Genomic DNA, 26,640 nt, shown 5'->3' with positions numbered 1-26,640 from the left:
CATGGATTTCGCTTGTTGCATCGTGCGCCCTGTCCTGGCGCCTGTTACGTCTCTTTTCACAACTATTTGATGAATCGCTATGTCTGAAACCTTGCTGCTCACGGGAGCCACCGGTTATATCGCCTCGCACACCTGGGTCGCCTTGCTCGAGGCCGGCTATCACGTGATCGGCCTGGATAATCTCTGCAACAGCAATCGCGTCGTGGTCGAGCGTCTTGCGCAGATTACCGGCCAGCGCCCGCATTTTGTCGAAGGCGACGTGCGGGACCGCGCTTTGCTGGACCGTTTGTTCGCCGAACACCGGATCTCGGGCGCGATTCATTTCGCGGCACTCAAGGCGGTGGGGGAATCGGTCAGCAAACCGCTGGATTATTACGACAATAATCTCAATGGCCTGCTCACCCTCTGCTCGGCCATGAACACGGCTGGCGTGAAGCAACTGGTGTTCAGCTCTTCCGCCACCGTTTATGGCAATCCGCATGCGGTGCCGATCCTGGAGGACTTTCCGCTGTCGGCGACCAATCCGTATGGCCAGACCAAGCTGATGAGCGAGCAGATCCTGCGTGACCTGGAACTGTCGGATCCCGCCTGGCGTATCGCCTACCTGCGCTATTTCAATCCGGTGGGCGCGCACGAAAGCGGGCTGATCGGGGAGGACCCGGGTGGTGTGCCGAACAACCTGATGCCTTATGTGGCGCAAGTCGCCGGCGGGCGCCGCGAGAAGCTGCAGGTGCACGGTGGCGACTATCCCACGGTCGACGGCACCGGTGTACGCGATTACATCCACGTCTGCGATCTGGCAGCCGGCCACCTTGCGGCCCTGGTCTACCTGCGTGACCAGCAGCAGTGCCTGACGGTCAATCTCGGCACGGGCCGGGGCTACAGCGTGCTGGAAGTGGTCGCGGCCTACCAGCGCGCCAGCGGGCGCCCGGTGCCCTACGTGATCGGGGACCGCCGCCCTGGCGATATCGCTTCGTGCTACGCCGACCCCGCGTTGGCGCAACAGCTGATCGGCTGGCGCGCGCAGCACGACATCGATCGCATGTGCGAGGATTCCTGGCGCTGGCAGTCGATGAACCCGCTGGGGTTTGCCGGCTAAGCTGCCTGGCGCGGACGCGCGGGCACGTAGGCAAGCGGGGCGCGCAGCCGTTATCTGCGTGCCCGGTTTCTCCGGCGTGTCGAGGCGAGGACAGGGCAGCAGGTAATAAAGACGGCCGGGCAAATGCCCGGCCGTCTTCAGGAGTCCTGCGGGCTCGCGGCGCAGTCGGCCGCCATGCCCGGCGTTGCGCCCGACTTTAGCGAATCAGGAAGTCCTCGATGGTCTTGCCCGCGGCCAGGGCCTGGGTCAGCCAGCCCGGACGCTTGCCGCGGCCAGTCCAGGTATTGCCTGCGCTGTCGCGATAGCGAACCGGTACCTTGCGGGTTGCCTTCTTGCCGGCGGCGGGCTTGGTGCCGAAGCCAAGGTCGTCCGCGGTCAGTCCATATTGGTCGATTTTCTGGCGAATATCGGCGATGACGGAAGCCTGCTCGCGGGCCTTGATTTCCTCGGCCTGCTTTTGAAGTTCGCTGATTTTCTGAACAATTTCCTGATAAGTCGCCATTACGAGCCTCGATTTACTGGGTGAGCATGATGAACCGGATGAATTATAACGGCCGCAAGCGATCCTGCAAACGCTTTTAACCCCGATGGGGAGAATTCTGATAAATCATCTGCTCCATCTAATTAATGAACTTCCGCGCAGGTCGCCGGTCATCGATGGGGCCGGATTTTCCGGCGTGGTGCCCACTTTGGCGGCTCGCCGAAATCCATGCGTGGCGCAGATTCGGTTTTTTACACTCGCGCTGCGCAATAACCCTTCCCCTCGTAATGGCGAGGGTCATAAAGTGCTTTTGCTGCAACAATGCCGATCCGATTTCAGTTTGAGCGAACCTTCATCCGTATCCGACATGCTTGACGACTCGATTAACGTCGGCGCCGCTTCCCGGCGCGTCCCCGTAGAGCTGGCAAAAGCCTATCGCCTGCTGAATCACGGCCCGGTGACGCTGGTCACCAGCGCCCATGCTGGCCGGCGCAACGTGATGGCGGCATCCTGGGCCATGCCGCTGGATTTCCAGCCACCGAAAGTGGCGGTGGTGATCGACGCCAGCACGCTCACGCGCGAGCTGGTGGATGCCTGCGGTGAGTTCGCGCTGAACATACCCGCGCGTGGGCAGGCTGCCGCCACGCTGGCAGTGGGCTCGCGTTCCGGCCGCGAGCAGGACAAATTCGCCGCTGCGGGACTGTCCACGTTCGCGGCGGCGGAAATTGCCGCGCCGTTGGTGGCCGGCTGCCTCGCCTGGCTGGAGTGCCGCGTCATTCCCGAGCCAGCCGTGGCTGGCCGCTACGACTTGTTCATCGCGGAAGTGGTGGCCGCGTGGGCAGACTCCGCTGCATTTTCAGAGGGTAGATGGCATTTTCCGGACGCTGAGTGCCGCTCAATGCACTATCTGGCTGGTGGCGCTTTTTTTGCCACGGGAGAGGGTTTTCAGGTAGTGCCAGGAGAGCGCGAATGAGCAGGGCGAGGGCGCTGCGCCGCGGCCGTCCCGCCATGAGCGGTCTGGCGTGGCGGGCACGGCACCCGGCTCAAGGAATCGCGGGGCACCGCCGTTATCTGCCCTGAGCGGGTCGCTGGGGTGTCGATCCGCCGGGCCGGGGCCGGTGGAGGCCTTGCGCATTCCTTACCGTATCGGGTGCTTCATGTCTTTCCATAACAATATCCAGATCAAAACTCTGCTGCGCGGCGCAATGGCAATGTTGTCGCTTCTTCTGATGCTGGTTGGCGGCGTTGGCCTGTATGGCATGTCGCACAGCAACGAGGCGCTTCAGGAAACCTATGGCAACCAGCTAGCCTCCTCGCAAGCGCTGGGCGAGGCCATGCTTGGCATGACGCGCATGCGCCTGGCCCTCGATCGCGGCGTCATGCCGGGAGAGGGAGATGATGCCAAGGCGGTGGTGGACCGTTCGATGGTATTCGTCGACAGTGCCGAGGCGGCCTGGAAGCGATACTCTGCGCTACCGCAGGACGCTGAAGAAAAGGCACTGGCCACCGAGTTTGGCCGCAAGCGCCAGGAATTCATGGAAAAGGGCATCCTGCCCCTGCAAAAAGCCTTGAAGGAGAACAACGCGGACGCGGCACTCAAGGTTGCCAAGAAAGACTTGCCCGATCTGCAGCGCAGCATGGCAACGGCCTACGAGGCACTGCAGGCATTCCAGTACCGTACCGGCGAGTCCAATTTCAATGACGCGCAAGCTGGCTTCCGGCATGTGCGCGTGCTCTGCTTCCTGCTGATCGCCTTTGGCCTGGTGGTGGCCGCGCTGTGCACGACCACCCTGCAGCGGGCCATCGTCCGGCCGGTGGAGGAGGCCTTGGCGGTCTTCGAGCGTATCGCAGCGGGTGACCTGACCTCGCGTATCACCAATGTGTCGCGCAATGAGGTGGGCCGCATGATGCAGGCACTGGTCGCCATGCAGGAAAGCCTGTCGAACATCGTCTCGCAGGTGCGCGGCGGCACCGACTCGATCGCCTCGGCCACGCAGCAGATCGCCACCGGCAATCTCGATTTGTCGCAGCGTACCGAAGAGCAGGCCTCGTCGCTGGAGGAGACCGCCGCCAGCATGGAAGAGCTGACTTCGGCCGTGCGCCAGAATTCGGACAACGCGCGCCAGGCCGGCGTGCTGGCCACCGATGCCTCGCAGATCGCGCTCAAGGGTGGCGACGTGGTGGGCCGCGTGGTTGATACGATGAACGAGATCAATGGCTCGTCACGCAAGGTGGTCGAGATCATTGCCGTGATCGAAGGCATTGCCTTCCAGACCAACATCCTGGCGCTGAATGCCGCGGTGGAAGCCGCGCGTGCCGGCGAGCAAGGCCGCGGCTTCGCGGTGGTGGCAGGCGAGGTGCGCACCCTGGCGCAGCGCTCGGCCGCCGCCGCCAAGGAGATCGAGGCGCTGATCAGCGAATCCGGCCAGCGCGTGGAAAGCGGCACCAAGCTGGTCGCCGAAGCCGGCCAGACCATGGGCGAGATTGTCAACGCGGTCAAGCGCGTCACCGACATCATGAACGAGATCAGCGCGGCCACGCAGGAACAGACCAGCGGCATCGAGCAGGTCAACCAGGCGGTCACGCAGATGGATCAGGTCACCCAGCAGAATGCCGCGCTGGTGGAAGAGGCCGCGGCGGCAGCCGGCGCCCTGGAAGAGCAGGCGCAGAAGCTCAATGGCGTGGTGTCGGTGTTCCGTCTTTCCGGCAGCCACGTGATGGCAGCGCAGCCGCCGGCAACGCGCGCGCCCGTGGCCGCCAAGGCCGCGGCGAGCAGTTCACCCGGGCGCCAGCCGGCCATGCCGGCGCGTCCGCGCACGCCGGTCCAGCGCCAGGCACGCGCGGCACGTCCGGCCGTCCCGGCAATGGCTACGGCCAACGCTGGCGGCGACGACTGGAGCGCGTTCTGAGCCATGGTTGAACGTTTGCCGCCGTTTTCATCACCGGGGAAGCGCGTGTGATGCGATGATGCGGGGTTTGCGCCCGCATCGCCTGGATCGTCGCGCCATCGCCCCCAATTTTTGCGCAGCTTCCTTATTGACATGAGTGCTAGCCTTCTGCTGCTCGCTGCCCTATCCGGCCTCGCGGTCGGGTTGGGGATACGTGCAGCCAAGCCGGACCGGGAGCTGCCTAGCGGGCCGGCCCGGTCGCTGCAATGGGCGGTCTTGCTGCTCTCCCCTGCTTCCGTAGGCCTGCCGTTATGGGTTGCGCTGGGTTCCGGCAGCCTGCGCGTCACGCACGACGTGTCGCAGGCCGCGGTGGCACTCGCCGCGACGGCCGCACTCACGCTTGCCTTTCCCTGGCTGCGCCGCAACGTGCCACTGCGTGGTGCTGCGCTGGCGATGACACTGGCCGGCGCCGGCGTGGTGGTGGCTGCCGGCATGCGCCTGAGCACCCTGTGCGGCGAGGCCCCGCACCCGTCCGCCCTGTGCCTGGATCCCGGCAGGTTCATGCCGCCGGCCTGGATGGCGGCAGGCGCGCTGCTTTTGCTGCCGCTGGGATTCTTCGCCCTGCGCCGCGCCAACTTGCCCGGATGGCGGCTGGCCAGCAGCGGCAGTTTCGCAAGCCCGCAGAGCCATGCGCTGGACGAGATGTTCGAGGACCATCCGGCCGGTACCGGTGGCATCGCCGGCAGCGGTGGGCCGACGGTACCGATGCGGCGCCGTGGCCGTATCCCGGGCCGCCTGACCGTGCGAGCGACCGCGCGCGGGCATGGCACGGTCGGGGAGTACAGCGTCAGCACGGACCTTCCGGACCGCACCGGCTTTGCGCGCTGGCTCGACCAGTCGATCGCCCAGGCGCGCCTGGCCGAGACCAGCTGCGCCGTGCTGCTGGTGCATATCGCCGATTTTCGCGAGGTCGATGAGGTTTTCGAGGTCCGCGCCGACGATATCCTGGCACAGGATGCCGGGGCGCTGGCCCAGGCAGCGCTGGAGCCGCACGACTTCCTGGCGCGCCTGGCGCGGGACGAATTCGCGGTCGGCGTGCCGGAGATGGTGCACCAGAGCCGCGCCAATGAGCTGGGCGCGCGCCTGCTGGGCTCGCTCGCGGAGTTCGTGGCCGCGCGTGGCCTGCAGATGCAGATCGGCGTGAACATCGGCATTGCCATCTACCCGCGCGATGCGCAAACCTCCGAGGCCCTGATGCAGGCGGCACGCGTGAGCCTGAGCGAGGCGCGCGAGAGCGGCTCGAACCAGGTGCGCGTATTCAACTCGGCAGCCGGTGAACGCGCCCGGCGCATGCGGGTGATCCGCCGCGACCTGTGGCTGGCCATCCAGGACGATGGCCTGGCCTTGCAGTACCAACCGAAGTTCGACGTGCGCCAGCGTACCGTGATCGGCGCCGAGGCCCTATGCCGCTGGCGCCATCCGACCCTGGGGCAGGTCAATCCCGCCGAGTTCATCACGGTGGCGGAGCAGTCCGGCCAGATCGACAAGCTCGACGACTGGGTGATCGCCACGGTCTGCCGGCAGATCCGACAGTGGCAGGACGACGGCATCCCTGTGGTGCCGGTGGCCATCAACGTCTCCGGCTTGCGCTTTGCCAGCCGCGACTTCCCGCAGTACCTGCTCGAGCAGATCCACCAGCATGACATCCCGCCATCGGCTGTCACGCTCGAGATCACCGAGACCGCGGCGATGAAGGACATCGCCCAATCGCTGGAGACGCTGCTGGAGCTGCAGGCGCTGGGCATCCACGTGGCGCTGGACGACTTTGGCAGTGGCTATTCAAGCCTCGGTTATCTCAAGCGCTTGCGGGTCGGGACGCTGAAGATCGATCGGACCTTGATTGGCGGGCTGGATGTCGATGCGCAGGGCAGGGCCATTGTCGGGTCGATGGTGGCGCTGGCGCACGAGCTGAAGATGCGGGTGGTGGCCGAAGGCGTGGAGTCGCATTCGCAACTGGATATCCTGGCGGGGATGGGGTGTGACGAGGCGCAGGGGTACTTGCTGTCGCATCCCTTGGACCCGGTCACGTTTGCCAATTTGTTATCGGGAGCGTGAGGAGAATCGGCCGATTTGGGCGATTCGGGCGAATGACGCCTCGCCGTCAAACCTCACTTTCTGGGCGTGAACGGCTCCGGTAACGCGCCTCCAGGCGGAAACAACGCCAAAAGCCGGGTAAACCGCCCGCTCTCAGGCACCAGCAAGGCAAACCGGGTCTCGCAATGATGCCCTGTAACGGCCCCAAGCCGGCGCAACTGCTGGCTGCAACTAACCAGCGACGGCAGCCCGCGCGGCAGGTAGATGCTCGCCAGCAGCGCCTCCGGCTCGATCCGCGTGCGGCCATGAAAGCGCGCCAGCTGCATCAGCAGCTCATCCGACATGCCGGCCTCGCTGCTGGTGTCCAGGTGCAAGGGCAGGCCAATGGCGTCGCGATTGGCCACGGTCTGCACGTCCCGCCAGTTCAGAGGCATGGGCCCGTCGCTGAGCACCGGCGCGAACAGCACTGAAGCCAGCAGCTGCAGGGTATGCGGCAGCGCCTCGGCGGTGGTCGGCACGATGGGCCCGCAGCCGCTGGCGGCATGTGGCAGGCCGTCGACCAGCAATGTGAGCACAAGGCGATCGGGATGGCGCAGGGAGCGCAGGCGTTGGGCGGTGGTAGCGTTGATCTGCCGCTCCACGATCACAAGCTGCGCATCGGCCGGCTGGCGCGGGCGCCGCGATACCCAGTGCAGGCATCCACCAAAATCCGGCAGCGACGCCAGCAATGCGTCCGGGGCGCCCTGGACGAAGACGGTGAGCTTGTCGGGTTGGCGCGGGTCAGGGGTATCCCGTTTGCTCCACTGCGGGCCTGGCAAGTTCGACATGATCACGTTCCGATGGTATTGCAGTGCCTCAGTCGCGGGTAGCGCAGGCGTGCCATGGCCCGCCGGTGCGCGGGCCATTTTACGGCGAGGCCGTAGTATGCCCACCCGCCGCCGCCAGATGCACCCCATGCTCGTGGGGTAACAAATGCCACAAATCCCGCCGATCGACGCAACCGTGCTACGGATTCGGCCGCCGCTGCCGATATGCCCCAAAGGGGCGTTGTTTGCACCGGCCACGCCAGTCGCGCATCGCCGCACACCGCAGCCCCGTCCGCAGGAACATCGGTCCACCGTGCCAGAACCCCGGCTTGTGGACTCACCATCGTGCTGTCAACGGAGCCGCTATGTCTTTGCCTCATATTCTAGTCGTCGATGATTCTCCCTCCTTGCGCCGCATGATCGGCGCCTGCCTGCGCGCGGGGGGCTACGCCGTGTCCGAAGCCGCCGACGGCGACGAGGCGCTGGCGCTGGCCCTCGACGCTGACTTCGGCATGCTGGTGACCGACCAGGTGATGCCGGGAACGGACGGCCTGACCCTGATCCGCACGCTGCGTGCGAAACCTGCCTATGCCGCCATCCCGATGCTGATGCTGAGCACCGAGGCCGACAGCCAGGTGCGCGAGCAGGCTCGCGTGGCCGGCGCGTCCGGCTTCCTGGCCAAGCCGTTCGATCCGGATCAGTTGATGGAAGCCGTGAATGCGCTGCTAGACCCCTCCAAGGTAGGGTAAATGCCTTGGCATTGTTGCCCTTCAGTCACGTCCAGGACTGCCGTTAAGAGGTAAACGATATTCGTGCCTCGTCGCAGGCTGAGTCTCGGCCTGGCTGCCCGCCCGCGGGCCGGCCGGCTGCGGCTTTGGCAGCGCCGCATGGCCGGTCATTGCAGCGGGAGCCAGCAAATGAAAGCCGGGAACAAGACAGAGGGCGCGGGGGAAGAGTTCCTCGCGTTCAGGTTGGGCGGCGAGGAGTACGGCGTCGACATCCTCAAGGTGCAGGAGATCCGTGGCTATGAGAACGTCACGCAGATTGCCAATGCGCCCGCCTATCTCAAGGGCGTGGTCAACCTGCGCGGGATCATCGTCCCGATCATCGACCTGCGCATCAAGTTTCGCCAGGACAAGGTCAACTACGACCAGTACACGGTCGTGATCATCGCCGACCTGCACGATCGCACCACCGGCATCGTGGTCGACGGTGTGTCCGACGTGCTGACGCTGGCGCCGGGCCAGATCCGGCAGGCACCCCAGCTCTCCGGCGAGACGGATTACATCCGCGGCATCGGCTCGGTCGAAAGCCGCATGCTGATCCTCGTCGACATCGAGAAATTGCTAGACACCGAAGAACTCGCGGCCATCGAGGCAGCCGCGGCCAGCTGAGGCGGCCGCACGTAGCGAGAGCCCGATCCATGCAGTCTTCCATTCATGCGAAATAATCAACCCGTTACCTCCCGAGAGTACAAGCTCTCCGCAGACGATTACCTGATCTCCAGGACCGACCTGAAGGGTCGCATCACGTTCGCCAACCGCGCCTTTATCGAGGCCAGCGGATTCGCGGCCGAGGAATTGCTCGGCGCCGCGCACAACCTGGTCCGCCATCCGGACATGCCGCCGGAGGCATTCGCCGACCTGTGGAAGACCATTCAGGCCGGACGCTCGTGGGTCGGCATCGTCAAGAACCGCCGCAAGGACGGTGATTTCTACTGGGTCAGTGCCACGGTGACACCCACGGTCGTCGACGGCCAGCTGGTGGGCTATACCTCGGTGCGTTCGATGCCGCAGCGCGAGCAGGTCGAGGCAGCAGGCGCCGCTTACGCACGCCTGCGCGAGGGCGGCGGCTCGGGCCTGGCCGTGCGCGATGGTGCCGTGGTACGCAGGGGCCTGGCGGGGCTGCCGGCACGCCTGGGCAAGATCACGCTCAAGCGGCGCATCCTGCTGTCGCAGGCGGCGGGCCTGGTGTGGTTCCTCGCGGCGCTGCTGGCCTTCGAGGCGCTGGCCGGGGCAGAAGCCACGAGCCAGTTTCGGCCCTGGTTGTGGGGCGGTTTCGGGCTGGCGGTCGCGTCATCCTTTATCGGCGGCACGCTGCTGCTGGCACGCGTGAACCGGCCGGTGCAGGACATGCTCGACTTTGCCTTGCGCATGGGCGCGGGCGATCTCACCACGCGCCTGGACTACCGCGCGAGCGACGAGGTGGGGGCGCTGGCGCGTGCCATGCGCACGATGCAGCGCAGCTTGCTGTCGGTGGTGGGCGAGATCCAGGAGGGCATGGCGAGCATTTCCACGGCCACGCGCCAGGTGGCCGCGGGCAACAGCGACCTGTCGCAGCGCACCGAACAGCAGGCAGCCTCGCTGGAAGAAACCGCATCGAGCATGGAAGAGCTGACCAGCACGGTGCGCCAGAACGCGGACAACGCACGGCAGGCCAGCGGCCTGGCAGCCAACGCCTCCGAGATTGCCGTCAAGGGCGGCGAAGTGGTGGGCCGCGTGGTGCAGACCATGGACGACATCAACGGTGCATCGAAGAAGATCGTCGACATTATCGGCGTGATCGAAGGCATTGCCTTCCAGACCAATATCCTGGCGCTGAACGCGGCGGTGGAAGCCGCGCGGGCCGGCGAACAGGGCCGGGGCTTCGCGGTGGTGGCGGGAGAGGTGCGCGGGCTGGCACAGCGCAGCGCGAACGCGGCCAAGGAAATCAAGGGCCTGATCGGCGACACGGTGGCACGGGTGGACAACGGCTCGGCACTGGTGGGCCAGGCCGGGCTGACCATGGGCGAGATCGTGCAGGCGGTCAAGCGCGTGACGGACATCATGGGCGAGATCAGCGCGGCGTCCGCCGAGCAGAGCTCGGGCATCGAGCAGGTGAACAAGGCCGTGGCCCAGATGGACGAGGTGACACAGCAGAACGCGGCACTGGTGGAGCAGGCCGCGGCCGCGGCCGGCGCACTGGAAGACCAGGCCGGGCGCTTGCGCGATGCGGTAGCCACCTTCCGCGTCAGCTTGCGCCCTGAAGCACGGCCGGTGCGCGCCCGTCAGGGCGATGCGCTGCATCTGGCGCAAGCCTGAAAAGAGAAAGAGATCAAGCAGTGTCGAGGCAATCGGCCTGAAAGCGTGTTCTAGAAAAAGAAGTAGCGCCTGTCGTGCGCACTGCCGGCAACCCGCCGGCAGCGGACAGATGAGGCCCCGGTCAAGTCATTCAGAAAAAAGAGGTAGTCTGCATGCAATGGTTCAATCAGCTCCGCGTCACGACCAAGCTGGTCGTTGGCTTTCTGGTCGTGTCGCTTATCGGCGCGGTGATGGGTCTGCTGGGCGTCATCAATATGGGACGCATGACGGACTGGACCAGCCGGATTTATCACGGCGACCTGCAGGCGCTCAAGGCGGTGCAGAGCGGCAACATCGACCTGCTCTATTCCAGCCGCGCGCAGATTGCGCTGCTGTCGGCTTCGACCATGGGCGAGCGCGCCGCCGAGAAGGAGCAGATCGAAAAGTCGCTGGTCCTGCTGGACGAGAGCATGAAGCGTGCGCGCCCGGCGTTCGGCCAGCCCGAGGGGATCGCCCTCGTCAAGCAATTCGACACCCTGCTGCCGGCCTACCGTGAGCGCCTGGGCAAGTATGTGGCGCTCGTCAGCAAGCAGCCGCTCGATACCTCGCAGTTTGAAAGCCAGGTCTTTAGCGAAAGCGCCGACCTGATCAAGGATAGCCGCGCGCTCGAAGACGTGATGGCAAGGATGGTCAAGCGACGCGACGATCGCGCGCTGGCCAATATGGACGAAGCACGTGGCGTCTACGAAAGCTCCCGCCTGTGGATGCTGGGCCTGGTGCTGGGCGGCCTGGCCGTCTCCGTGCTGCTGGGCGCCTTCCTGGCCCGTACGCTGTCGCGCCAGCTGGGCGGCGAGCCGGCCTATGCGGTGGATATTGCCTCGCGTATCGCCGAGGGTGACTTTTCGGCCGACGTGAAGCTGCGTGCGGGCGACAAGGACAGCCTGCTGCACGCCATGCGGCAGATGCAGCAGCAACTCTCGGCCATGGTGCGCGACTTCAAGGATTCCGCGGAATCGATCGCATCCGCCTCGCGTGAGATTGCCGCGGGCAACAGCGACCTGTCGCAGCGCACCGAACAGCAGGCGGCCTCGCTGGAAGAAACCGCATCGAGCATGGAAGAGCTGACCAGCACGGTGCGCCAGAACGCGGACAACGCGCGCCAGGCCAGCGGCCTGGCGGCAAACGCCTCCGAGACCGCGGTCAAGGGTGGCGAAGTGGTGGGCCGCGTGGTGAAGACCATGGATGAGATCAACGATGCCTCCAAGAAGATCGTCGACATTATCGGTGTGATCGAAGGCATTGCCTTCCAGACCAACATCCTGGCGCTGAACGCGGCAGTGGAAGCCGCGCGTGCCGGCGAGCAAGGCCGGGGCTTTGCGGTGGTGGCAGGCGAGGTGCGCAGCCTGGCGCAGCGCAGCGCGAACGCGGCCAAGGAAATCAAGGGCCTGATCGGCGACACGGTGGCGCGGGTGGACAACGGCTCGACGCTGGTGGGCCAGGCCGGGCACACCATGGGTGAGATCGTGCAGGCGGTCAAGCGCGTGACAGACATCATGGGCGAGATCAGCGCGGCGTCCGCCGAGCAGAGCTCGGGCATCGAGCAGGTCAACAAGGCCGTGGCGCAAATGGACGAGGTGACGCAGCAAAACGCGGCGCTGGTCGAGCAGGCCGCGGCTGCCGCCGGTTCCCTGGAAGACCAGGCCACGCGCCTGCAATCCTCGGTAGCCAGTTTCCGCCTGGCCGAAACGGATGCCTTTGCCGGCTCGCGCGTGCAAGCGCCGCAGCCCAAGGTGATCGCTGCGCCCAAGGCCAAGCCCAAGCGCATGGAGCCGTCGGCACCGGCCTCCCGCCACGAAGAGTCCGGTCATGCCGAGCCCGCGCCGGTGGACAAGGATGAGCGCGAGGGCGGACGTGATATGCCTGCGCCGGTTACGGCGCGCGCCGCGCGTCCCGCAGCCCTGGTTGCCTCGGAAAGCGGCGACTGGAGCGCTTTCTGACGGCGAACAAGGTGCTCCCACCGTCAGCGGCATAGCCGGATCTGCATATCATGACTACTGAAATCACCCTGGCGCTGCCCGAAGAAGCCGCGGCCAAGCTGCGTGCCGAGTTCGAGCACTTCGTCAAGCTCTCGACCGGGCTGGACAACGAGTTCACGCCGCCCGGCTTCGATGATTTCCTGCGGGCGCGCCTGCTTCACCATGACGGCCCGCTGACCGAGCGTGCCGTCACGCGGCTGCTCTCGGGTGGGGAATACGCCTGGGCCAAGCGCGTGTTCAACAAGCAGTTGCCCAATGCCATGGCGACCCTGATGCGCGACGCGCAGCGCTATGGCTATGGCCTGGCGGTGCGCTACGAGTGGACGCCCCAGGAACGCCTTGCGCACGCCCGTGACTGGTCCCGGCAGATTCTGGAGGACGCCGGGGCCGACCTGGCCTTTACCGATCCCCTGGCATCCCAGCTGGCCACCTCGGCGGTGGATATCCGCACGCTTGAGGAGCAGATGCAGACACCGGCATGGCGCGTCGCGGAAAGCCTGCGCCGCCGGGTCTACGACCTCATGTACATGGTGCAGACTGAGCGCACCGCAGGCACGGCACGCTCGCGGCTGGGCGAGTTGCGTGCGTTGCTGGGGCTATCGATGGACTATGGCACTGTGAGTGCCGAAGAGGCTGCACGCGTGATGGAGCAGGTGGAGCAAACCTGCCCGCATCTGTTCCGCGAAGAGCCCGACGACCTGTTCGCACGGGTGGCGGCATGGCTGCGCAGGGTCCTAGTGCAGTGAGACCGACCCGTCAATAGAGGAATGCGACTAGTACACCCTCGGGCGGGATGACCTAACGCGCCATTTTAGAGCTTTTCCTCTGTTACATACGCGTAACAGTTTTGATGCAAATCACATGACAAGGAGATGTCTGTTACAAACTTTGAATCCCATGTATGTTTCATGCGACATTGCTGTACCCCAACGTAAGAGGGGATTGGCAGTCTGCTCAAATTGCCGATATAACACTGTCAGTCGCACTTACACTCTGTAACATTTGTAACGTTTCAGATAGGTCTGACCAAGCGCAGTTCCGTAGTCGTACGCAGTACCCGTCGAACACGCACTCAAACGATCTGGTCGCCTTCAGCCTTCGGCTGCGGGTAAGCGCCGGACAAGCGGTCGAAGGGCTTTTGGTAGCGGGGAAAAATTGGAAAGCAGTGAAGTTCTCCAGGAGATCAGGGAGGTCAATCTCGCCTATCTGCTGCTCGCGCAACGCCTGGTGCGCGAAAATCATCTGGAAGCCATGTTCAGGCTTGGCGTCAGCAAGGAAATTGCCGACATTCTCGCCAAGTTGACACCGGCCCAGCTTGTCAAACTGGCAGCATCAAACATGGTCCTATGCCGTTTTCGGTTCGACGACCATGCCTTGCTGTCGACACTCACCCATACGGCCAAGAGCCATGATATGCAGCAGATCCATGCTGCGATCCTGCTCGCACGGCAGCCCGTGGAGTCGCTCAATTGACCGCGCTCCTGCAGGCCCCGTCAGCCCGGAGTACCACGGCCACTCCCGTCCCCAATCGCAAGAGCGTCCTGCAGGATGCCAACCAGACCCAGCTCGCCATTGAGCTGATCGGCCTGGGTGCGCGCCTGCAAGTCCTCGAAGCCGAGACCACGCTCTCGCGCGATCGCCTGATCCGCCTCTACAAGGAGCTGCGCGGCGCCTCGCCGCCCAAGGGCATGCTGCCCTTCTCGACCGACTGGTTCACCACCTGGTTGCCAAACATCCATTCCTCGCTGTTCTTCTCGGCCTATCAGTTCATGGTCCAGCAGGGCGAGACGGTTGGCATCCGCGGCGTGGTGGCAGCCTATCGGCTCTATCTTGAGCACGTATCGCTGCTCGAAAGCGAAATTGTCTTAAGTTTCACCCGTGCCTGGACGTTAGTACGGTTTTTCGAGAGCAACATGCTGCAGCTTTCCAGCTGCACCTGCTGCGGCGGGCGTTTCGTTGCGCACGCGTACGAGCCGCATGCGAATTTCGTATGCAGCCTGTGCCGTCCGCCCTCGCGTGCTGGCAAAGCCAAGAAGCTCTCGAAGGACATCGCACCAGCGCAAGCTGTCGCCTGACTGAAATCCTTGGGTCGATAGGGCACTAAGTCTTCAAGTCTTGCCGTCTTCAGTCGTTAAGTCTTAAGACGGACAGACTTCAGGACCCAAGGCTTCAAGGCCCGATAGTCCCAAGGTCTCAGATCCGATGGCAGCCTGCGTGACAGGTGAGCCCTGCCAAGGCAGGCGGTATATCCGCCTGGCTGGAGGGGTGACCCTTGTGCGTGCCTGACGCGTGTTTTTCTGACGGGGAATCAATCGTGCTAGTTGTAATTGGCTTTGTTGTCGTGATAGCGGCGGTGCTTGGCGGATACGCCATGACCGGCGGCCATATGGGCGCGCTTTATCAACCGGCAGAGCTTGTCATCATTGGGGGCGCCGCGGTCGGCGCGTTCATCAGCTCCAATAATGGCAAGGCTATCAAGGCCACCATTCGCGTGCTGCCGACACTGTTTCGCAGCAGCAAGTACAGCAAGGCGCTGTACATGGAAGTCATGGCGCTGCTCTATGTCCTGCTGTCCAAGGCCCGCCGCGAAGGCATCCTGTTCCTCGAGAAGGAAATCGCGGATCCGGCGGCCAGCAGCGTGTTCAGCCAGTATCCGCGCATCCTTGCCGACCCGGGAATGATGGAGTTCCTGACGGACTACCTGCGCATGATGGTCAACGGCAATATGAACGCCTTCGAGATCGAGACCCTGATGGATCACGAGATCGAGACCTTCCGCCACGAGGCCGAGGTGCCAGCGCATGCGCTGACCCGCGTCGGCGACGGATTGCCCGCCTTCGGCATTGTCGCCGCGGTGATGGGCGTGGTGCACGCGCTGGCCTCGGCAGACCTGCCGCCGGCCGAACTGGGCGCGCTGATTGCCCACGCCATGGTCGGCACCTTCCTCGGCATCTTGCTCGCCTACGGCTTTGTCTCGCCGCTGGCGGCGCGGGTCGAGCACCAGGTGGACGAAACCGTGAAGATGTACGAGTGCATCAAGGTCACGCTGCTGGCTTCGCTCAATGGGTATGCACCTCTGGTGGCGGTCGAGTTCGGCCGCAAGGTGCTGTACTCGACCGAGCGGCCATCCTTCCTCGAACTGGACGACCACGTCCGCGAAGTCAAGAGCATCACCTGACGAAGAGGAGCGACAGCGATGAGCAGTGAGCACGGTGCGCACCCCATTGTCGTCAAACGCATCAAGAAGAGCAGCGCCGGGCATCATGGCGGATCGTGGAAGATCGCCTACGCCGACTTCATGACGGCAATGATGGCGCTGTTCCTTGTGCTTTGGCTGCTGAAGGCTGCCCAGCCCAAGGACCTGGTGCAATTGGCAGAGTATTTCCGCACGCCGCTGAAAGTGGCCATTGCGGGCGGCAACAAGAGCAGCTTGTCTTCCAGCGTGATCCCGGGCGGCGGCACGGACGTGACCCGCCAGGACGCGGAGGTCAGGAAGACGCCCGAAGACGCCACGGAAAAGGCCAAGGAACGCCAGGAAGCCGAGCGCCTGCGCTCGCTCAAGAAACGTCTTGAGCAGATCATCGAGAACAACCCGGTGCTGCGCCAGTTCCGCCCCCAGTTGTTGCTCGATATCACCAGCGAAGGTTTGCGCATCCAGATCCTGGATACGCAGAACCGGCCGATGTTCCGTACCGGCAGCGCCGCGGTCGAGCCGTATATGCGCAGCATCCTGCGCGAGATCGGCCCGGTGCTCAACGAGATGCCCAACAAGGTCAGCCTGTCCGGCCATACCGACTCCGCCAACTATTCCAATGGCGAGCGCACATATAGCAACTGGGAGCTGTCCTCCGACCGCTCCAATGCCTCCCGGCGCGAGCTGATTGCCGGCGGCATGAACGAGGGCAAGGTGCTGCGCGTGATCGGCCTGGCCGCGACCATGCCGCTCGACAAGAAGGACGATCTCGCGCCGGTGAATCGCCGCATCAGCATCGTGGTGCTGAACCAGCGCGCGCAGTCTCGGATCGAGGCTGAGAATGCCAGCGCCGCCGAGGTTTCGATCGCAGCAAAGGCCGGTGAAGCCGGCCAGGAAGTGCAGGCAGGCCTGGCGGCCGCCTCCGCCCCCGCAACCGCAGTCGCGCCGGCCGCTTCGGCCGCCCCGGCTGCGGCTGCGCCGGGCAACGCCGCCGCGGCCCCGGCCAAGCCGGGCAGTGTTCAATGAAGACCGCCTGCCATGCCGGCAGCGGGCTTCGCAGCAAAATTCAGTGAGCCAGGACGGTTATGTCTGTCGATATCGATATCACGCAGTTCTACCAGACCTTTTTCGAGGAGGCGGAAGAGCTCCTCGTGGAAATGGAGCAACTGCTGCTCGGGCTGGATCTCGAATCCCCCGATGCGGAAGAGCTCAACGCGATTTTTCGCGCGGCGCACTCTATCAAGGGTGGCGCGGCCACGTTCGGCTTCGCTGCCCTGACCGAAACCACGCACCTGCTGGAAAACCTGCTTGACCGTACGCGGCGGCGGGAACTGGCGTTGTCCCGGACCATCATCGACACTTTTCTGGAAACCAAGGACGTGTTGCAAGATCAGCTCAACGCCTACCGTAACGGTACGGAACCCGATCCGGAAACGCTGGCGCGTATCTGCGCCGTTCTTCAGCAACTGGCGCTCGAGGCTGCGGGCGGCACGCCGGCAGCGGCGCCCGCCCCGGCGCCTGTCGCCGCGGCGGCAACCGTGGCAGCTGCGGCACCTGCGAGCGCCGGCGGCGGCCTGAAGGTGACCCTGGTCAAGGTGTCGCCCTCGGATCAGGCGCTGTTGCGCGAGGAACTCGCCAACCTGGGCGAGATCACTGGCCAGAAGGAAGAGGGCGGCGATCTCACCGTGTGGCTGTCGAGCCAGTGCAGCGCCGATGACATCATCGCGGTGTGCTGCTTCGTCGTCGACGGCGACCAGATCATCGTGGAAGCGGCGGATGCGCCGGCTCCGGCCGCAGCGCCGGCAGCGGCCGAGCCGGTAGCTGCGCCGGCCGCCGCCGCACCGGCGCAAGCCCCGGCCGCGCCCGCTCCCGCCAAGGAAAAAGCCAAGGCACAGCCCGCCGCGGCCGCGCACGCGCAGGAGAACGGCTCCATCCGCGTGCCCACCGAAAAGGTGGACCAGATCATCAACCTGGTGGGCGAACTGGTCATCACGCAGTCGATGCTGGCGCAGACCGCATCCGCGCTCGATCCGGTGCTGTTCGACCGCTTGTTCTCCGGCATGGGCCAGCTCGAGCGCAATGCGCGCGACCTGCAGGAAGCGGTGATGTCGATCCGCATGATGCCGATGGACTACGTCTTCTCGCGCTTCCCGCGCCTGGTGCGCGACCTGGCCGGCAAGCTGGGCAAGCAGATCGACCTGGTCACTTTCGGCAAGGCCACCGAGCTCGACAAGAGCCTGATCGAACGCATCATCGACCCGCTGACCCACCTGGTGCGCAACAGCCTGGACCACGGCATCGAGACACCGGACTTGCGCGTTGCCGCAGGCAAGGAACCCACCGGGCAGCTGATCCTGTCGGCCCAGCACCACGGCGGCAACATCGTCATTGAAGTGAGCGACGACGGCGGTGGCCTGCGCCGCGACAAGATCCTCGCCAAGGCACTGCAGAATGGCCTGCCGGTGTCGGAGAACATCAGCGACGATGAAGTCTGGCAACTGATCTTCGCGCCGGGCTTCTCCACCGCCGAAGCGGTGACCGACCTGTCCGGCCGCGGCGTGGGCATGGACGTGGTCAAGCGGAACATCCAGGAAATGGGCGGCCACGTCGAGGTTACCTCGCGTCCCGGCCAGGGCACGACCACCCGCATCGTGCTGCCGCTGACGCTGGCGATCCTGGACGGCATGTCCGTCAAGGTGGGCGCCGAGACCTTCATCCTGCCGCTGAACTGCGTGATGGAGTCGCTGCAGCCCAAGCCGGAAGACGTGCACACGGCCGCCAACAACGACCGCGTGATGCATGTGCGCGGCGAATACCTCCCGCTGCTGGAACTGCACCGCGTGTTCAACGTGGCCGAAGCCGTGCACGAGCCGACCCAGGGCATCGCCGTGATCCTGCAGGCCGAAGGCAAGCGCTTCGCGCTGCTGGTGGACCAACTGATCGGCCAGCACCAGGTCGTGCTGAAGAATCTCGAAACCAACTACCGCAAGGTGCCTTGCATTTCCGCTGCCACCATCCTTGGCGACGGCAGCGTGGCACTGATCGTGGACGTCGGCGCGCTGCAGCGCACCGGAGTGCGCCGCCAAGACCCGGCGCTTGCTTAACGCTCAGGAGAACAAGACATCATGGCCGGCATCGGACACATCGATACCCCCGGGAGCGAAGCTTCCGGGCAGGAGTTCCTGGTTTTCACGCTGGGAAGCGAAGAGTATGGCATCGACATTCTCAAGGTGCAGGAGATCCGCGGCTACGACGCGGTGACCCGCCTGGCGAATGCGCCTGACTTCATCAAGGGCGTGACCAATCTGCGCGGCGTGATCGTGCCGATCGTGGACCTGCGCCTGAAGTTCCGCTTGGGCAACGTGCGCTACGACCACCAGACCGTGGTCATCATCCTCAATATCGCCGGCCGCGTGGTTGGCATCGTGGTGGATGGCGTATCGGACGTGCTGACCCTGACCGGCGAAGCCATCAAGCCGGCGCCGGAGTTCGGCGTCTCGGTCTCCAACGATCACCTGACCGGCCTTGGCACTGTCGACGGCCGCATGCTGATCCTGATCGACATCGAGAAGCTGATGACCAGTGCCGAAATGGAACTGGTCGAAGCCGAGCTCGCCTGATCCCGAGCGGATCCGCCTGAGTTCACCAAAGCAAGCCCCAGCAAGACCACGGCCAAAAGCCCCGCAACACATGACGCAGCCTCGCCCAACCGCCTTTGCCGCCGGCCCGCAATCAGCGCAGCCCGCTTCCCTGCGGCGCGACGAGCCGCGTGACTTCCTGCTGACCGAGCGGGACTTCGAGAAGATCCGCGCGATGATTCATCGCCGCGCGGGCATCTCGCTTGGCAGCCACAAGCGAGAGATGGTGTACAGCCGGCTGGCGCGACGGCTGCGCACGCTGCAGCTGGTCGATTTCGGCACTTACCTGGCGATGCTGGACGCCGATGCCGGCTCGGACGAGTGGGAGTTCTTTACCAACGCGCTCACCACCAACCTGACGTCGTTCTTCCGCGAAGCCCATCACTTCCCCTTGCTGGCGGAGCATGCCAAGAAGACCGGCCGGCCCTACTCGGTATGGTGCTCGGCCGCGTCCACCGGCGAGGAACCTTACTCGATCGCCATCACGCTGGCCGAAGCGCTCGGCGATCGCGCCGCCACCGTGCTGGCCACCGATATCGATACCCAGGTGCTGGCCAAGGCCCGCTCCGGTGTCTATACGGCTGAGCAGGTGAACAAGCTCTCGCCGGAGCGGCTCAAGCGCTTCTTCCTCAAGGGCACCGGCCAGCGCGCCGGCGCGGTCAAGGTCAAGCCGGAACTGGCGGGCACCATCAGTTTCGAGCCGCTCAACCTGCTGGCGCCGGACTGGGGGATTCGCGAGAAGTTCGACGCGATCTTCTGCCGCAACGTGATGATCTATTTCGACAAGCCTACGCAGGGCAAGATCCTGGAGCGCTTCGTGCCGCTGCTCAAGCCGCACGGGCTGCTGTTCGCGGGCCACTCCGAGAATTTCTCCTACGTGACGCGCGCCTTCCAGCTGCGCGGGCAGACTGTCTATGAACTGGCGCCGCAGTCGGCCCGGCTGGGAGGATCGTGATGCGCACGCCCCAATTGCCGGAGGCAATCGCCACCCGCAGCTACTTTGACCGTGAATTCGGCAAGCAAGCCATCAAGCTGCTGCCTAACGAGTACTACGTGACCCGCGAAGACGTGGTGCTGACCACGGTGCTCGGCTCGTGCGTAGCGGCATGCATCCGCGATGAGACGGCCGGGGTAGGGGGCATGAACCACTTCATGCTGCCGGATGACGATGGCGTGGGTGCCGACCGGCTGCTGTCCGCGTCGATGCGCTACGGCTGCTACGCGTTGGAGGTGCTGGTCAACGAACTGCTGAAGATGGGCGCGCGCCGCGAGCGGCTCGAAGCCAAGGTGTTTGGCGGCGGCGCGGTGCTGGCCAACATGACCACGCTCAACATCGGCGACCGCAATGCAGAGTTCGTGATCCGTTACCTGAAGACCGAAGGGATCCGGCTGGCCGCGCAGGACCTGCGCGGCCCGCATGCGCGCCGGGTCAGCTATTTCCCGCTTACCGGGCTGGCGCTGGTGCGCCGGCTCACGCGCCAGGACGACCAGGTGGTGGTCGAGCGTAACGAACGCGCGCTGGCACGCGCCATCGCCAGCTCCGCGACGACGCCTGGAAAGGGCGGCGCGGAATTGTTTTCACGGCGTGCGCCATCGGCTGCCGTTTCCTGATACGACAAGGACTTTTTCCAGACATGACTGCGGCCAAGATCAAGGTATTGTGCGTGGACGACTCCGCGCTGATACGCAGCCTGATGACGGAGATCATCAACAGCCAGAGCGATATGGAGGTGGTGGGTACCGCCCCCGATCCGCTGGTGGCGCGCGACCTGATCAAGCGCCTGAATCCGGATGTACTGACGCTGGACGTGGAAATGCCGCGCATGGACGGGCTGGATTTCCTTGAGCGGCTGATGCGCCTGCGCCCGATGCCGGTGCTGATGGTGTCATCGCTGACCGAGCGCGGCTCGGAAATCACGATGCGCGCGCTGGAACTCGGCGCGGTGGATTTCGTCACCAAGCCCAAGCTCGGCATCCGCGACGGCCTGATGGATTACACCGACACCATCGCCGACAAGATCCGTGCCGCGTCGCGCGCACGCATCCGCAGCAACGCACCCGCCAGCGGGGAAGGGGCAGCGCCGGCTACCCCGATGCTGCGCAGCCCGTTGCTGTCCACGGAAAAGCTGATTATCGTCGGGGCGTCCACCGGCGGCACCGAAGCCATCAAGGACTTCCTGATGCCGATGCCGCCCGATTGCCCCGCCGTGCTGATCGTCCAGCATATGCCGGCGGGCTTCACGCGTTCGTTCGCGCAGCGCCTGGACGGCCTGTGCCGGATCACGGTCAAGGAAGCGGAGCACGGCGAGCGCGTGCTGCCCGGCTACGCCTATATCGCCCCGGGCGACTCGCACCTGCTGCTTGCGCGCAGCGGGGCCAACTATGTGGCCCACCTGTCGCAGGAGCCGGCGGTCAACCGCCACCGGCCGTCGGTGGAAGTGCTGTTCGACTCCGCGGCCAAGCATGCCGGCAAGAACGCCATCGGCGTGATGCTGACGGGCATGGGCAAGGACGGGGCGCAAGGCATGCTGCGCATGCGCGAGGCCGGTGCTTATAACCTGGCGCAGGACGAGAGCAGTTGCATTGTATTCGGCATGCCCAAGGAGGCGATTGCCGCCGGTGGGGTGCATGAGGTAGTACCGCTGCACGCGATGAGCCAGCGCGTGATGGCACGCCTGGCCACCTTCGGGACACGCGCGCAGCGAGTTTGACAGGGCACAAGCGCCGGCCCGGCCGCATACCGGCGGGGCCAGCGCAAGTATTGCAGCAACTTTCCACAACTGTATTGGAGCCGTTAGAGTGGACAAGAACATGAAGATCCTGGTGGTCGATGACTTCCCCACCATGCGTCGCATCATCCGCAACCTGCTTAAGGAACTGGGCTTTGCCAACGTCGAGGAAGCCGAAGACGGCGCCGCGGGCCTGGAGAAAGTCAAGGACGGCAGCTTCCAGTTCGTCATTTCCGACTGGAACATGCCGAACATGGACGGCCTGAGCATGCTGCAGGCGATTCGCGCCGAAGGGGCGCTTGCCAAGTTGCCGGTACTGATGGTGACGGCCGAGGCCAAGAAGGAAAACATCATCGCTGCGGCACAGGCCGGCGCGAACGGCTATGTGGTCAAGCCGTTCACGGCTGCGACGCTCGATGAGAAGATCACCAAGATCTTCGAGAAGCTGGCGAAGGAAGGGGCATAAGGTGGGCGACATGTCGACGACTCCGACTCTAAGCAACGAATCTGCCGAGCAGCTGTTCCAGCGCATTGGCGCCCTGACACGGATGCTGCGCGACAACATGCGCGAATTGGGGCTCGACAAGGAAATCGAGCGCGCCGCGCAGGCCATCCCCGACGCGCGTGACCGCCTGAGCTATATCGCCTCCATGACCGAGCAGGCTGCCGAGCGCACGCTGACCGCGGTGGAGCTGGCGCAGCCGATCCAGTCCGGCATGGAGAAACAGGCCGAGGCGCTCGACAAGCGCTGGGAAGCCTGGTTCGAAAAGCCGGTGGAGCTGGGCGACGCGCGCGAGCTCGTGCTCGATACCCGCGCCTTCCTGACGGATGTGCCGCAGCAGGCCCGCGCCACTGGCAGTCACCTGCTCGACATCATGATGGCGCAGGATTTCCAGGACCTGACCGGCCAGGTCATCAAGAAGATGATGGACATGATCCACTCCCTGGAGCAGGAACTGCTGCAGGTGCTGATCGACAATGTCCCGGCCGATCGCCGCGTGGAAGCGCCGCCGACGTTGATGAACGGGCCGCAGGTGAACCCCGAAGGCAAGGCCGACGTGGTCTCCGACCAGTCACAGGTCGACGACCTGCTCGCCAGCCTGGGCTTCTGATCGCCAGGCACGGACCGCGGCGCTGCTAGCGGCGCCGCGCCGTCCCGCGTGCGCCCCTTCCCCGGGGTGCGCTGCCGGAGCGCCCCCGCCGCCAAGGCGAGGGCTGCGCATCGCGCATGCCGGCCCTCCCTCGCGCGCCGCGCGCCCCGCCCAAGCGGCGCCATCGCGCAAACAGCGCCAGAATCCCGGTCCTATTCCAGCTAATGCCCACCGGTTTCCGCTCCGATAATCGATCCTGACGAACGGCCGCATGCCGCTTCGTAACGGAGCGGCCATGTCCGAAGAAAGCGATCTCGAGAAAACCGAACCTGCCTCAGCGCGGCGCCTGGAAAAGGCGCGCGAAGAGGGGCAGGTCGTGCGTTCGCGCGAGCTCGCCACGCTGATCATGCTGATGAGCGGCGTAGTGGGCCTGTCGACGCTGGGCGGCACGCTTGCCAACAAGCTCGATGCCGTGCTGCATGCCAGCCTGGCCTTCGAGCCGGCGATTGCCTTCGACACGACGCGCATGATGTCGCGCTTTGGCATCGCGGTCTGGGAGGGCCTGCTGGCCTTCCTGCCGCTGCTGCTGTTCTTTGGCGCGGCAGCGCTGGCCGGCCCCATGCTGCTGGGCGGCTGGATGTTCTCCGCCAAGTCTTTCGCCCCGGATTTCTCCCGCCTCTCGCCACTCAAGGGGCTGGGCCGGTTGTTCTCCTCGCAGTCGCTGGTGGAGCTGACCAAGGCCATTGCCAAGGCGCTGCTGGTTGGCAGCGTGGCCGGCTGGGTGCTGTGGCGGCGGCTGCCCGAGGCCATCGCGCTGATGAGCGCGCCGATCCACGAAGCGCTGCTGCACATGCTGGAGATGGTGCTGAGTTGCACCGCGATGGTGGCGGGTTCGCTGGTGCTAGTGGCCGCGCTCGACGTGCCCTGGCAGTACTGGACCTTCTACAAGAAGCTGCGCATGACCAAGGAAGAGGTCAAGCAGGAGCACAAGGACAGCGATGGCGACCCGCACATCAAGGCGCGCATCCGCCAGCAGCAGCGTGCCATGGCCAAGCGCCGCATGATGTCCGAAGTGCCGAAGGCGGATGTGGTGGTAACCAACCCCACCCACTTCGCCGTGGCGCTGCGCTACGAAGAAGGCCGCATGAGCGCGCCGCGTGTGGTCGCCAAGGGCAGTGACGCGATTGCCGCGCGCATTCGCGAGATTGCCGTCGAGAACGGCGTGCCGTTGCTGTGCGCGCCGCCGCTGGCGCGCGCGCTGCATCGTCACGTAGAGCTGGGCAGGGAAATCCCTGCCGGCCTGTACACCTCCGTGGCCGAAGTCCTGGCCTGGGTCTATCAACTGAAGCACTGGCACCACAGCAGCGGCCCGCATCCGGCGGCACCCTCCGATCTGCTGGTGCCTGACGAGTTAGCCGTACCGGAAAGCCAAGCATGAACGCATTGACCTCGCTGTTCAAACTGCCGGGGGGCCAGACAGGCGGGCAGATGAAGGCCCTGGCCGGCCCGCTGCTGATCATCATGATCCTCGGCATGATGATCCTGCCGCTGCCGCCCTTTGTCCTGGATCTGCTGTTCACGTTCAACATCGCCCTGTCGATCATGGTGCTGCTGGTGGGCATGTACACCCAGAAGGCGCTGGACTTCGCAGCCTTCCCGGCGGTGCTGCTGTTCACCACGCTGCTGCGCCTGTCGCTCAACGTGGCCTCGACCCGGGTCGTGCTGATGGAAGGGCACACCGGGCCGGATGCCGCGGGCAAGGTGATCGAGGCCTTCGGCCACTTCCTGGTGGGCGGCAACTTTGCAGTGGGCATCGTGGTGTTCGCGATCCTGGTGGTGATCAACTTCATGGTCATCACCAAGGGCGCGGGGCGTATCGCCGAAGTTGGCGCGCGCTTCATGCTCGACGCCATGCCCGGCAAGCAGATGGCGATCGACGCCGACCTCAACGCTGGCCTGATCAATGAAGACGGCGCCAAGAAGCGCCGCGCCGAGGTCTCGCAGGAATCGGACTTCTACGGCGCGATGGATGGTGCCAGCAAGTTCGTGCGCGGCGATGCCGTGGCGGGCCTGATGATCATGTTCATCAACGTCGGCGCTGGCATGGTGGTGGGCATGGTGCAGCATGACCTGGACTTTGCCACCGCGGTGCGCAACTACACGCTGCTGACCATTGGCGATGGCTTGGTCGCGCAGATCCCGGCGCTGGTGATTTCCACCGCCGCGGGTGTGATCGTCTCGCGCGTCTCCAACGAGCAGGACGTGGGCCAGCAGCTGACCGGACAGCTGTTCTCCAATCCGCGCGTGCTCTACCTGACCGGCGCCATCATTGGCATGATGGGCATCATCCCGGGCATGCCGCACTTCGCCTTCCTGGCCTTTGCCGGGGCGCTGGTGTGGTTCGGCCGCTATGTGGCACGCCGCGACATGGCGCAGGCGCAGGAAAAGAAGCGCGAGGAACGCGCCCCCGCGGTGGCGCCGGAATCGACCGAAGCCAGCTGGGACGATGTCACCCTGGTTGATCCGCTCGGCATGGAAGTGGGCTATCGCCTGATCCCGCTGGTGGACCGCGCGCAGAACGGCGAGCTCCTCGGGCGCATCAAGAGCATCCGCAAGAAGGTGGCGCAGGAGATCGGCTTCCTGGTGCCGGTGGTGCATATCCGCGACAACCTGGAACTCAAGCCCAACGCCTACCGCATCACCCTCAAGGGCGTGGAGATCGGCCGCGGCGAAGCCGCGCCCGGGCAGTGGATGGCGATCAACCCCGGCCAGGTGTCCGGCGCGCTGCCGGGCACGCCCAGCCAGGACCCGGCCTTCGGCCTGCCCGCGGTGTGGATCGAGAGCGGCCTCAAGGAGCAGGCGCAGACCTACGGCTACACCGTGGTGGACGCAAGCACGGTAGTGGCGACTCACCTCAACCACCTGATCCACATGCACGCGGCCGAGCTGCTTGGCCGCCAGGAAGTGCAGGCGCTGCTCGACCGCATCGCCAAGGAATCTCCCAAGCTCACCGAAGACCTGGTTCCCAAGGTCATCACGCTCACCGCGCTGCAAAAGATCCTGCAGAACCTGCTGGACGAAAGCGTGCCGATCCGCGACATGCGCACCGTGCTGGACGTGGTGGCCGAGCACGCGCCGAAGGTCAGCGATCCCAACGAACTCACCTCGCTGGTGCGCATGGCGCTGGGCCGCGCCATCACCCAGCAGTGGTTCCCCAACGGCGCCGACCTCCAGGTCATCGGCCTTGACGCTGGCTTGGAACGCGTGCTTTCGCAAGCGCTCACTAACGGCGGCGGCATCGAGCCGGGCCTGGCAGATGCGCTGTTGCAGCAGACGCACGGCGCGGTGACCAGGCAAGAACAGCTGGGACTGGATCCGGTGCTTCTGGTGCCGCATCCGCTGCGCCCGTTGCTGGCGCGCTTCCTGCGCCGGACCATGCCGCAACTCAAGGTGCTCTCGCATGCCGAGGTGCCGGACAACCGAAATATCAGGATCACCGCCATGATCGGTGGCACAGCGTGAGGGG

General features: G+C 65.0%; 24 protein-coding genes. 22 read left to right on the top strand and 2 right to left on the bottom strand.

The window, feature by feature from the left end; genetic code table 11:
- Positions 1 to 79 precede the first annotated feature (79 nt).
- Entirely contained in the window at positions 80 to 1,099 is a 1,020-nt protein-coding gene (gene galE, locus AC07XB_RS16170) for a UDP-glucose 4-epimerase GalE (protein WP_492371329.1), read from the top strand.
- 196 nt (positions 1,100 to 1,295) lie between these two features.
- On the opposite strand, the gene AC07XB_RS16165 is transcribed toward galE, so the two are convergent.
- Positions 1,296 to 1,601, bottom strand: a complete 306-nt coding sequence (locus tag AC07XB_RS16165; RefSeq protein ID WP_043357044.1) for an H-NS histone family protein — start codon at positions 1,599 to 1,601, stop codon at positions 1,296 to 1,298.
- A gap of 346 nt (positions 1,602 to 1,947) precedes the next feature.
- Here AC07XB_RS16165 and AC07XB_RS16160 point away from each other — a divergent pair, with 346 nt between their 5' ends.
- The 3 genes from AC07XB_RS16160 (at position 1,948) to AC07XB_RS16150 (ending at position 6,583) form a co-directional block, all read left to right on the top strand.
- Positions 1,948 to 2,553, top strand: a complete 606-nt coding sequence (locus AC07XB_RS16160) for a flavin reductase family protein (RefSeq protein WP_492830761.1) — start codon at positions 1,948 to 1,950, stop codon at positions 2,551 to 2,553.
- A 184-nt stretch (positions 2,554 to 2,737) separates the two neighbouring features.
- Positions 2,738 to 4,489 (top strand): methyl-accepting chemotaxis protein, encoded by a 1,752-nt coding sequence (locus AC07XB_RS16155; RefSeq protein WP_492830740.1) that lies wholly within the window; start codon positions 2,738 to 2,740, stop codon positions 4,487 to 4,489.
- Between the two features lie 132 nt (positions 4,490 to 4,621).
- Positions 4,622 to 6,583, top strand: a complete 1,962-nt coding sequence (locus AC07XB_RS16150; RefSeq protein ID WP_492830739.1) for a putative bifunctional diguanylate cyclase/phosphodiesterase — start codon at positions 4,622 to 4,624, stop codon at positions 6,581 to 6,583.
- Between the two features lie 53 nt (positions 6,584 to 6,636).
- On the opposite strand, the gene AC07XB_RS16145 is transcribed toward AC07XB_RS16150, so the two are convergent.
- Positions 6,637 to 7,389: a hypothetical protein gene (locus tag AC07XB_RS16145; protein WP_492371332.1), complete on the bottom strand. Its 753-nt coding sequence runs from the start codon at positions 7,387 to 7,389 to the stop codon at positions 6,637 to 6,639.
- Between the two features lie 344 nt (positions 7,390 to 7,733).
- Here AC07XB_RS16145 and AC07XB_RS16140 point away from each other — a divergent pair, with 344 nt between their 5' ends.
- From AC07XB_RS16140 to flhA, 18 genes are all read left to right on the top strand, one after another.
- Positions 7,734 to 8,117, top strand: a complete 384-nt coding sequence (locus tag AC07XB_RS16140) for a response regulator (RefSeq protein WP_492371333.1) — start codon at positions 7,734 to 7,736, stop codon at positions 8,115 to 8,117.
- Between the two features lie 168 nt (positions 8,118 to 8,285).
- Positions 8,286 to 8,762 (top strand): chemotaxis protein CheW, encoded by a 477-nt coding sequence (locus AC07XB_RS16135; RefSeq protein WP_492371334.1) that lies wholly within the window; start codon positions 8,286 to 8,288, stop codon positions 8,760 to 8,762.
- Between the two features lie 45 nt (positions 8,763 to 8,807).
- A complete protein-coding gene (locus AC07XB_RS16130; protein ID WP_492830738.1) occupies positions 8,808 to 10,448 on the top strand; it encodes a methyl-accepting chemotaxis protein in 1,641 nt (546 codons plus the stop codon).
- Between the two features lie 152 nt (positions 10,449 to 10,600).
- The gene (locus tag AC07XB_RS16125; RefSeq protein ID WP_492830737.1) at positions 10,601 to 12,424 is read left to right on the top strand and encodes a methyl-accepting chemotaxis protein; all 1,824 of its coding nucleotides are present in this window, start codon (positions 10,601 to 10,603) and stop codon (positions 12,422 to 12,424) included.
- A 50-nt stretch (positions 12,425 to 12,474) separates the two neighbouring features.
- Positions 12,475 to 13,209 carry a DUF4088 family protein gene (locus AC07XB_RS16120; protein WP_492371337.1) on the top strand — a complete coding sequence of 245 codons (735 nt, stop codon included), beginning with the start codon at positions 12,475 to 12,477 and terminating at the stop codon, positions 13,207 to 13,209.
- Between the two features lie 409 nt (positions 13,210 to 13,618).
- Entirely contained in the window at positions 13,619 to 13,936 is a 318-nt protein-coding gene (flhD, locus tag AC07XB_RS16115; RefSeq protein WP_006162633.1) for a flagellar transcriptional regulator FlhD, read from the top strand.
- On the top strand, positions 13,933 to 14,538 hold the full coding sequence (gene flhC, locus AC07XB_RS16110) for a flagellar transcriptional regulator FlhC (protein WP_043357029.1): 606 nt from the start codon (positions 13,933 to 13,935) through the stop codon (positions 14,536 to 14,538). Before flhD ends, flhC begins: the two co-directional genes overlap by 4 nt.
- A 239-nt stretch (positions 14,539 to 14,777) precedes the next feature.
- Positions 14,778 to 15,641 carry a flagellar motor stator protein MotA gene (gene motA, locus AC07XB_RS16105; protein WP_253930423.1) on the top strand — a complete coding sequence of 288 codons (864 nt, stop codon included), beginning with the start codon at positions 14,778 to 14,780 and terminating at the stop codon, positions 15,639 to 15,641.
- Positions 15,642 to 15,659: 18 nt separating this feature from the next.
- Positions 15,660 to 16,682, top strand: coding sequence for a flagellar motor protein MotB (gene motB, locus AC07XB_RS16100; RefSeq protein WP_492371338.1), 1,023 nt, complete (start codon positions 15,660 to 15,662; stop codon positions 16,680 to 16,682).
- A gap of 59 nt (positions 16,683 to 16,741) precedes the next feature.
- Positions 16,742 to 18,760 carry a chemotaxis protein CheA gene (cheA, locus tag AC07XB_RS16095; RefSeq protein WP_492882697.1) on the top strand — a complete coding sequence of 673 codons (2,019 nt, stop codon included), beginning with the start codon at positions 16,742 to 16,744 and terminating at the stop codon, positions 18,758 to 18,760.
- 21 nt (positions 18,761 to 18,781) lie between these two features.
- A complete protein-coding gene (gene cheW, locus AC07XB_RS16090) occupies positions 18,782 to 19,276 on the top strand; it encodes a chemotaxis protein CheW (RefSeq protein ID WP_006162638.1) in 495 nt (164 codons plus the stop codon).
- A 70-nt stretch (positions 19,277 to 19,346) separates the two neighbouring features.
- A complete protein-coding gene (locus tag AC07XB_RS16085; RefSeq protein WP_492830360.1) occupies positions 19,347 to 20,249 on the top strand; it encodes a CheR family methyltransferase in 903 nt (300 codons plus the stop codon).
- Positions 20,249 to 20,905 carry a chemoreceptor glutamine deamidase CheD gene (gene cheD, locus AC07XB_RS16080; protein ID WP_492371341.1) on the top strand — a complete coding sequence of 219 codons (657 nt, stop codon included), beginning with the start codon at positions 20,249 to 20,251 and terminating at the stop codon, positions 20,903 to 20,905. The genes AC07XB_RS16085 and cheD overlap by 1 nt, the downstream gene beginning before the upstream one ends.
- 23 nt (positions 20,906 to 20,928) lie before the next feature.
- Positions 20,929 to 22,005 (top strand): protein-glutamate methylesterase/protein-glutamine glutaminase, encoded by a 1,077-nt coding sequence (locus tag AC07XB_RS16075; RefSeq protein ID WP_492371342.1) that lies wholly within the window; start codon positions 20,929 to 20,931, stop codon positions 22,003 to 22,005.
- Positions 22,006 to 22,093: 88 nt separating this feature from the next.
- Complete coding sequence (gene cheY / locus AC07XB_RS16070; RefSeq protein ID WP_006162642.1) at positions 22,094 to 22,489, top strand: chemotaxis response regulator CheY; 396 nt, start codon at positions 22,094 to 22,096, stop codon at positions 22,487 to 22,489.
- Between the two features lie 10 nt (positions 22,490 to 22,499).
- Complete coding sequence (gene cheZ / locus AC07XB_RS16065) at positions 22,500 to 23,135, top strand: protein phosphatase CheZ (protein ID WP_492371343.1); 636 nt, start codon at positions 22,500 to 22,502, stop codon at positions 23,133 to 23,135.
- A gap of 274 nt (positions 23,136 to 23,409) precedes the next feature.
- Positions 23,410 to 24,552 (top strand): flagellar biosynthesis protein FlhB, encoded by a 1,143-nt coding sequence (gene flhB, locus AC07XB_RS16060; protein WP_492371344.1) that lies wholly within the window; start codon positions 23,410 to 23,412, stop codon positions 24,550 to 24,552.
- Positions 24,549 to 26,636, top strand: a complete 2,088-nt coding sequence (flhA, locus tag AC07XB_RS16055; RefSeq protein WP_492371345.1) for a flagellar biosynthesis protein FlhA — start codon at positions 24,549 to 24,551, stop codon at positions 26,634 to 26,636. The genes flhB and flhA overlap by 4 nt, the downstream gene beginning before the upstream one ends.
- Positions 26,637 to 26,640 lie beyond the last annotated feature (4 nt).

This window comes from Cupriavidus sp. GW821-FHT02F09 (genome assembly GCF_059421605.1).
Note: the sequence above shows the minus strand (reverse complement) of the source record. Positions and strands in the feature narration are given on the sequence as shown.

Bases quoted from the DNA above. Each gene is read 5' to 3' on its own strand.
- galE (WP_492371329.1), top strand. From the start codon at position 80: ATGTCTGAAACCTTGCTGCTCACGGGAGCCACCGGTTATATCGCCTCG.
- AC07XB_RS16165 (WP_043357044.1), bottom strand. From the start codon at position 1,601: ATGGCGACTTATCAGGAAATTGTTCAGAAAATCAGCGAACTTCAAAAG.
- AC07XB_RS16160 (WP_492830761.1), top strand. From the start codon at position 1,948: ATGCTTGACGACTCGATTAACGTCGGCGCCGCTTCCCGGCGCGTCCCC.
- AC07XB_RS16155 (WP_492830740.1), top strand. From the start codon at position 2,738: ATGTCTTTCCATAACAATATCCAGATCAAAACTCTGCTGCGCGGCGCA.
- AC07XB_RS16150 (WP_492830739.1), top strand. From the start codon at position 4,622: ATGAGTGCTAGCCTTCTGCTGCTCGCTGCCCTATCCGGCCTCGCGGTC.
- AC07XB_RS16145 (WP_492371332.1), bottom strand. From the start codon at position 7,389: ATGTCGAACTTGCCAGGCCCGCAGTGGAGCAAACGGGATACCCCTGAC.
- AC07XB_RS16140 (WP_492371333.1), top strand. From the start codon at position 7,734: ATGTCTTTGCCTCATATTCTAGTCGTCGATGATTCTCCCTCCTTGCGC.
- AC07XB_RS16135 (WP_492371334.1), top strand. From the start codon at position 8,286: ATGAAAGCCGGGAACAAGACAGAGGGCGCGGGGGAAGAGTTCCTCGCG.
- AC07XB_RS16130 (WP_492830738.1), top strand. From the start codon at position 8,808: ATGCGAAATAATCAACCCGTTACCTCCCGAGAGTACAAGCTCTCCGCA.
- AC07XB_RS16125 (WP_492830737.1), top strand. From the start codon at position 10,601: ATGCAATGGTTCAATCAGCTCCGCGTCACGACCAAGCTGGTCGTTGGC.
- AC07XB_RS16120 (WP_492371337.1), top strand. From the start codon at position 12,475: ATGACTACTGAAATCACCCTGGCGCTGCCCGAAGAAGCCGCGGCCAAG.
- motB (WP_492371338.1), top strand. From the start codon at position 15,660: ATGAGCAGTGAGCACGGTGCGCACCCCATTGTCGTCAAACGCATCAAG.
- cheA (WP_492882697.1), top strand. From the start codon at position 16,742: ATGTCTGTCGATATCGATATCACGCAGTTCTACCAGACCTTTTTCGAG.
- cheW (WP_006162638.1), top strand. From the start codon at position 18,782: ATGGCCGGCATCGGACACATCGATACCCCCGGGAGCGAAGCTTCCGGG.
- AC07XB_RS16085 (WP_492830360.1), top strand. From the start codon at position 19,347: ATGACGCAGCCTCGCCCAACCGCCTTTGCCGCCGGCCCGCAATCAGCG.
- cheD (WP_492371341.1), top strand. From the start codon at position 20,249: ATGCGCACGCCCCAATTGCCGGAGGCAATCGCCACCCGCAGCTACTTT.
- AC07XB_RS16075 (WP_492371342.1), top strand. From the start codon at position 20,929: ATGACTGCGGCCAAGATCAAGGTATTGTGCGTGGACGACTCCGCGCTG.
- cheZ (WP_492371343.1), top strand. From the start codon at position 22,500: ATGTCGACGACTCCGACTCTAAGCAACGAATCTGCCGAGCAGCTGTTC.
- flhB (WP_492371344.1), top strand. From the start codon at position 23,410: ATGTCCGAAGAAAGCGATCTCGAGAAAACCGAACCTGCCTCAGCGCGG.
- flhA (WP_492371345.1), top strand. From the start codon at position 24,549: ATGAACGCATTGACCTCGCTGTTCAAACTGCCGGGGGGCCAGACAGGC.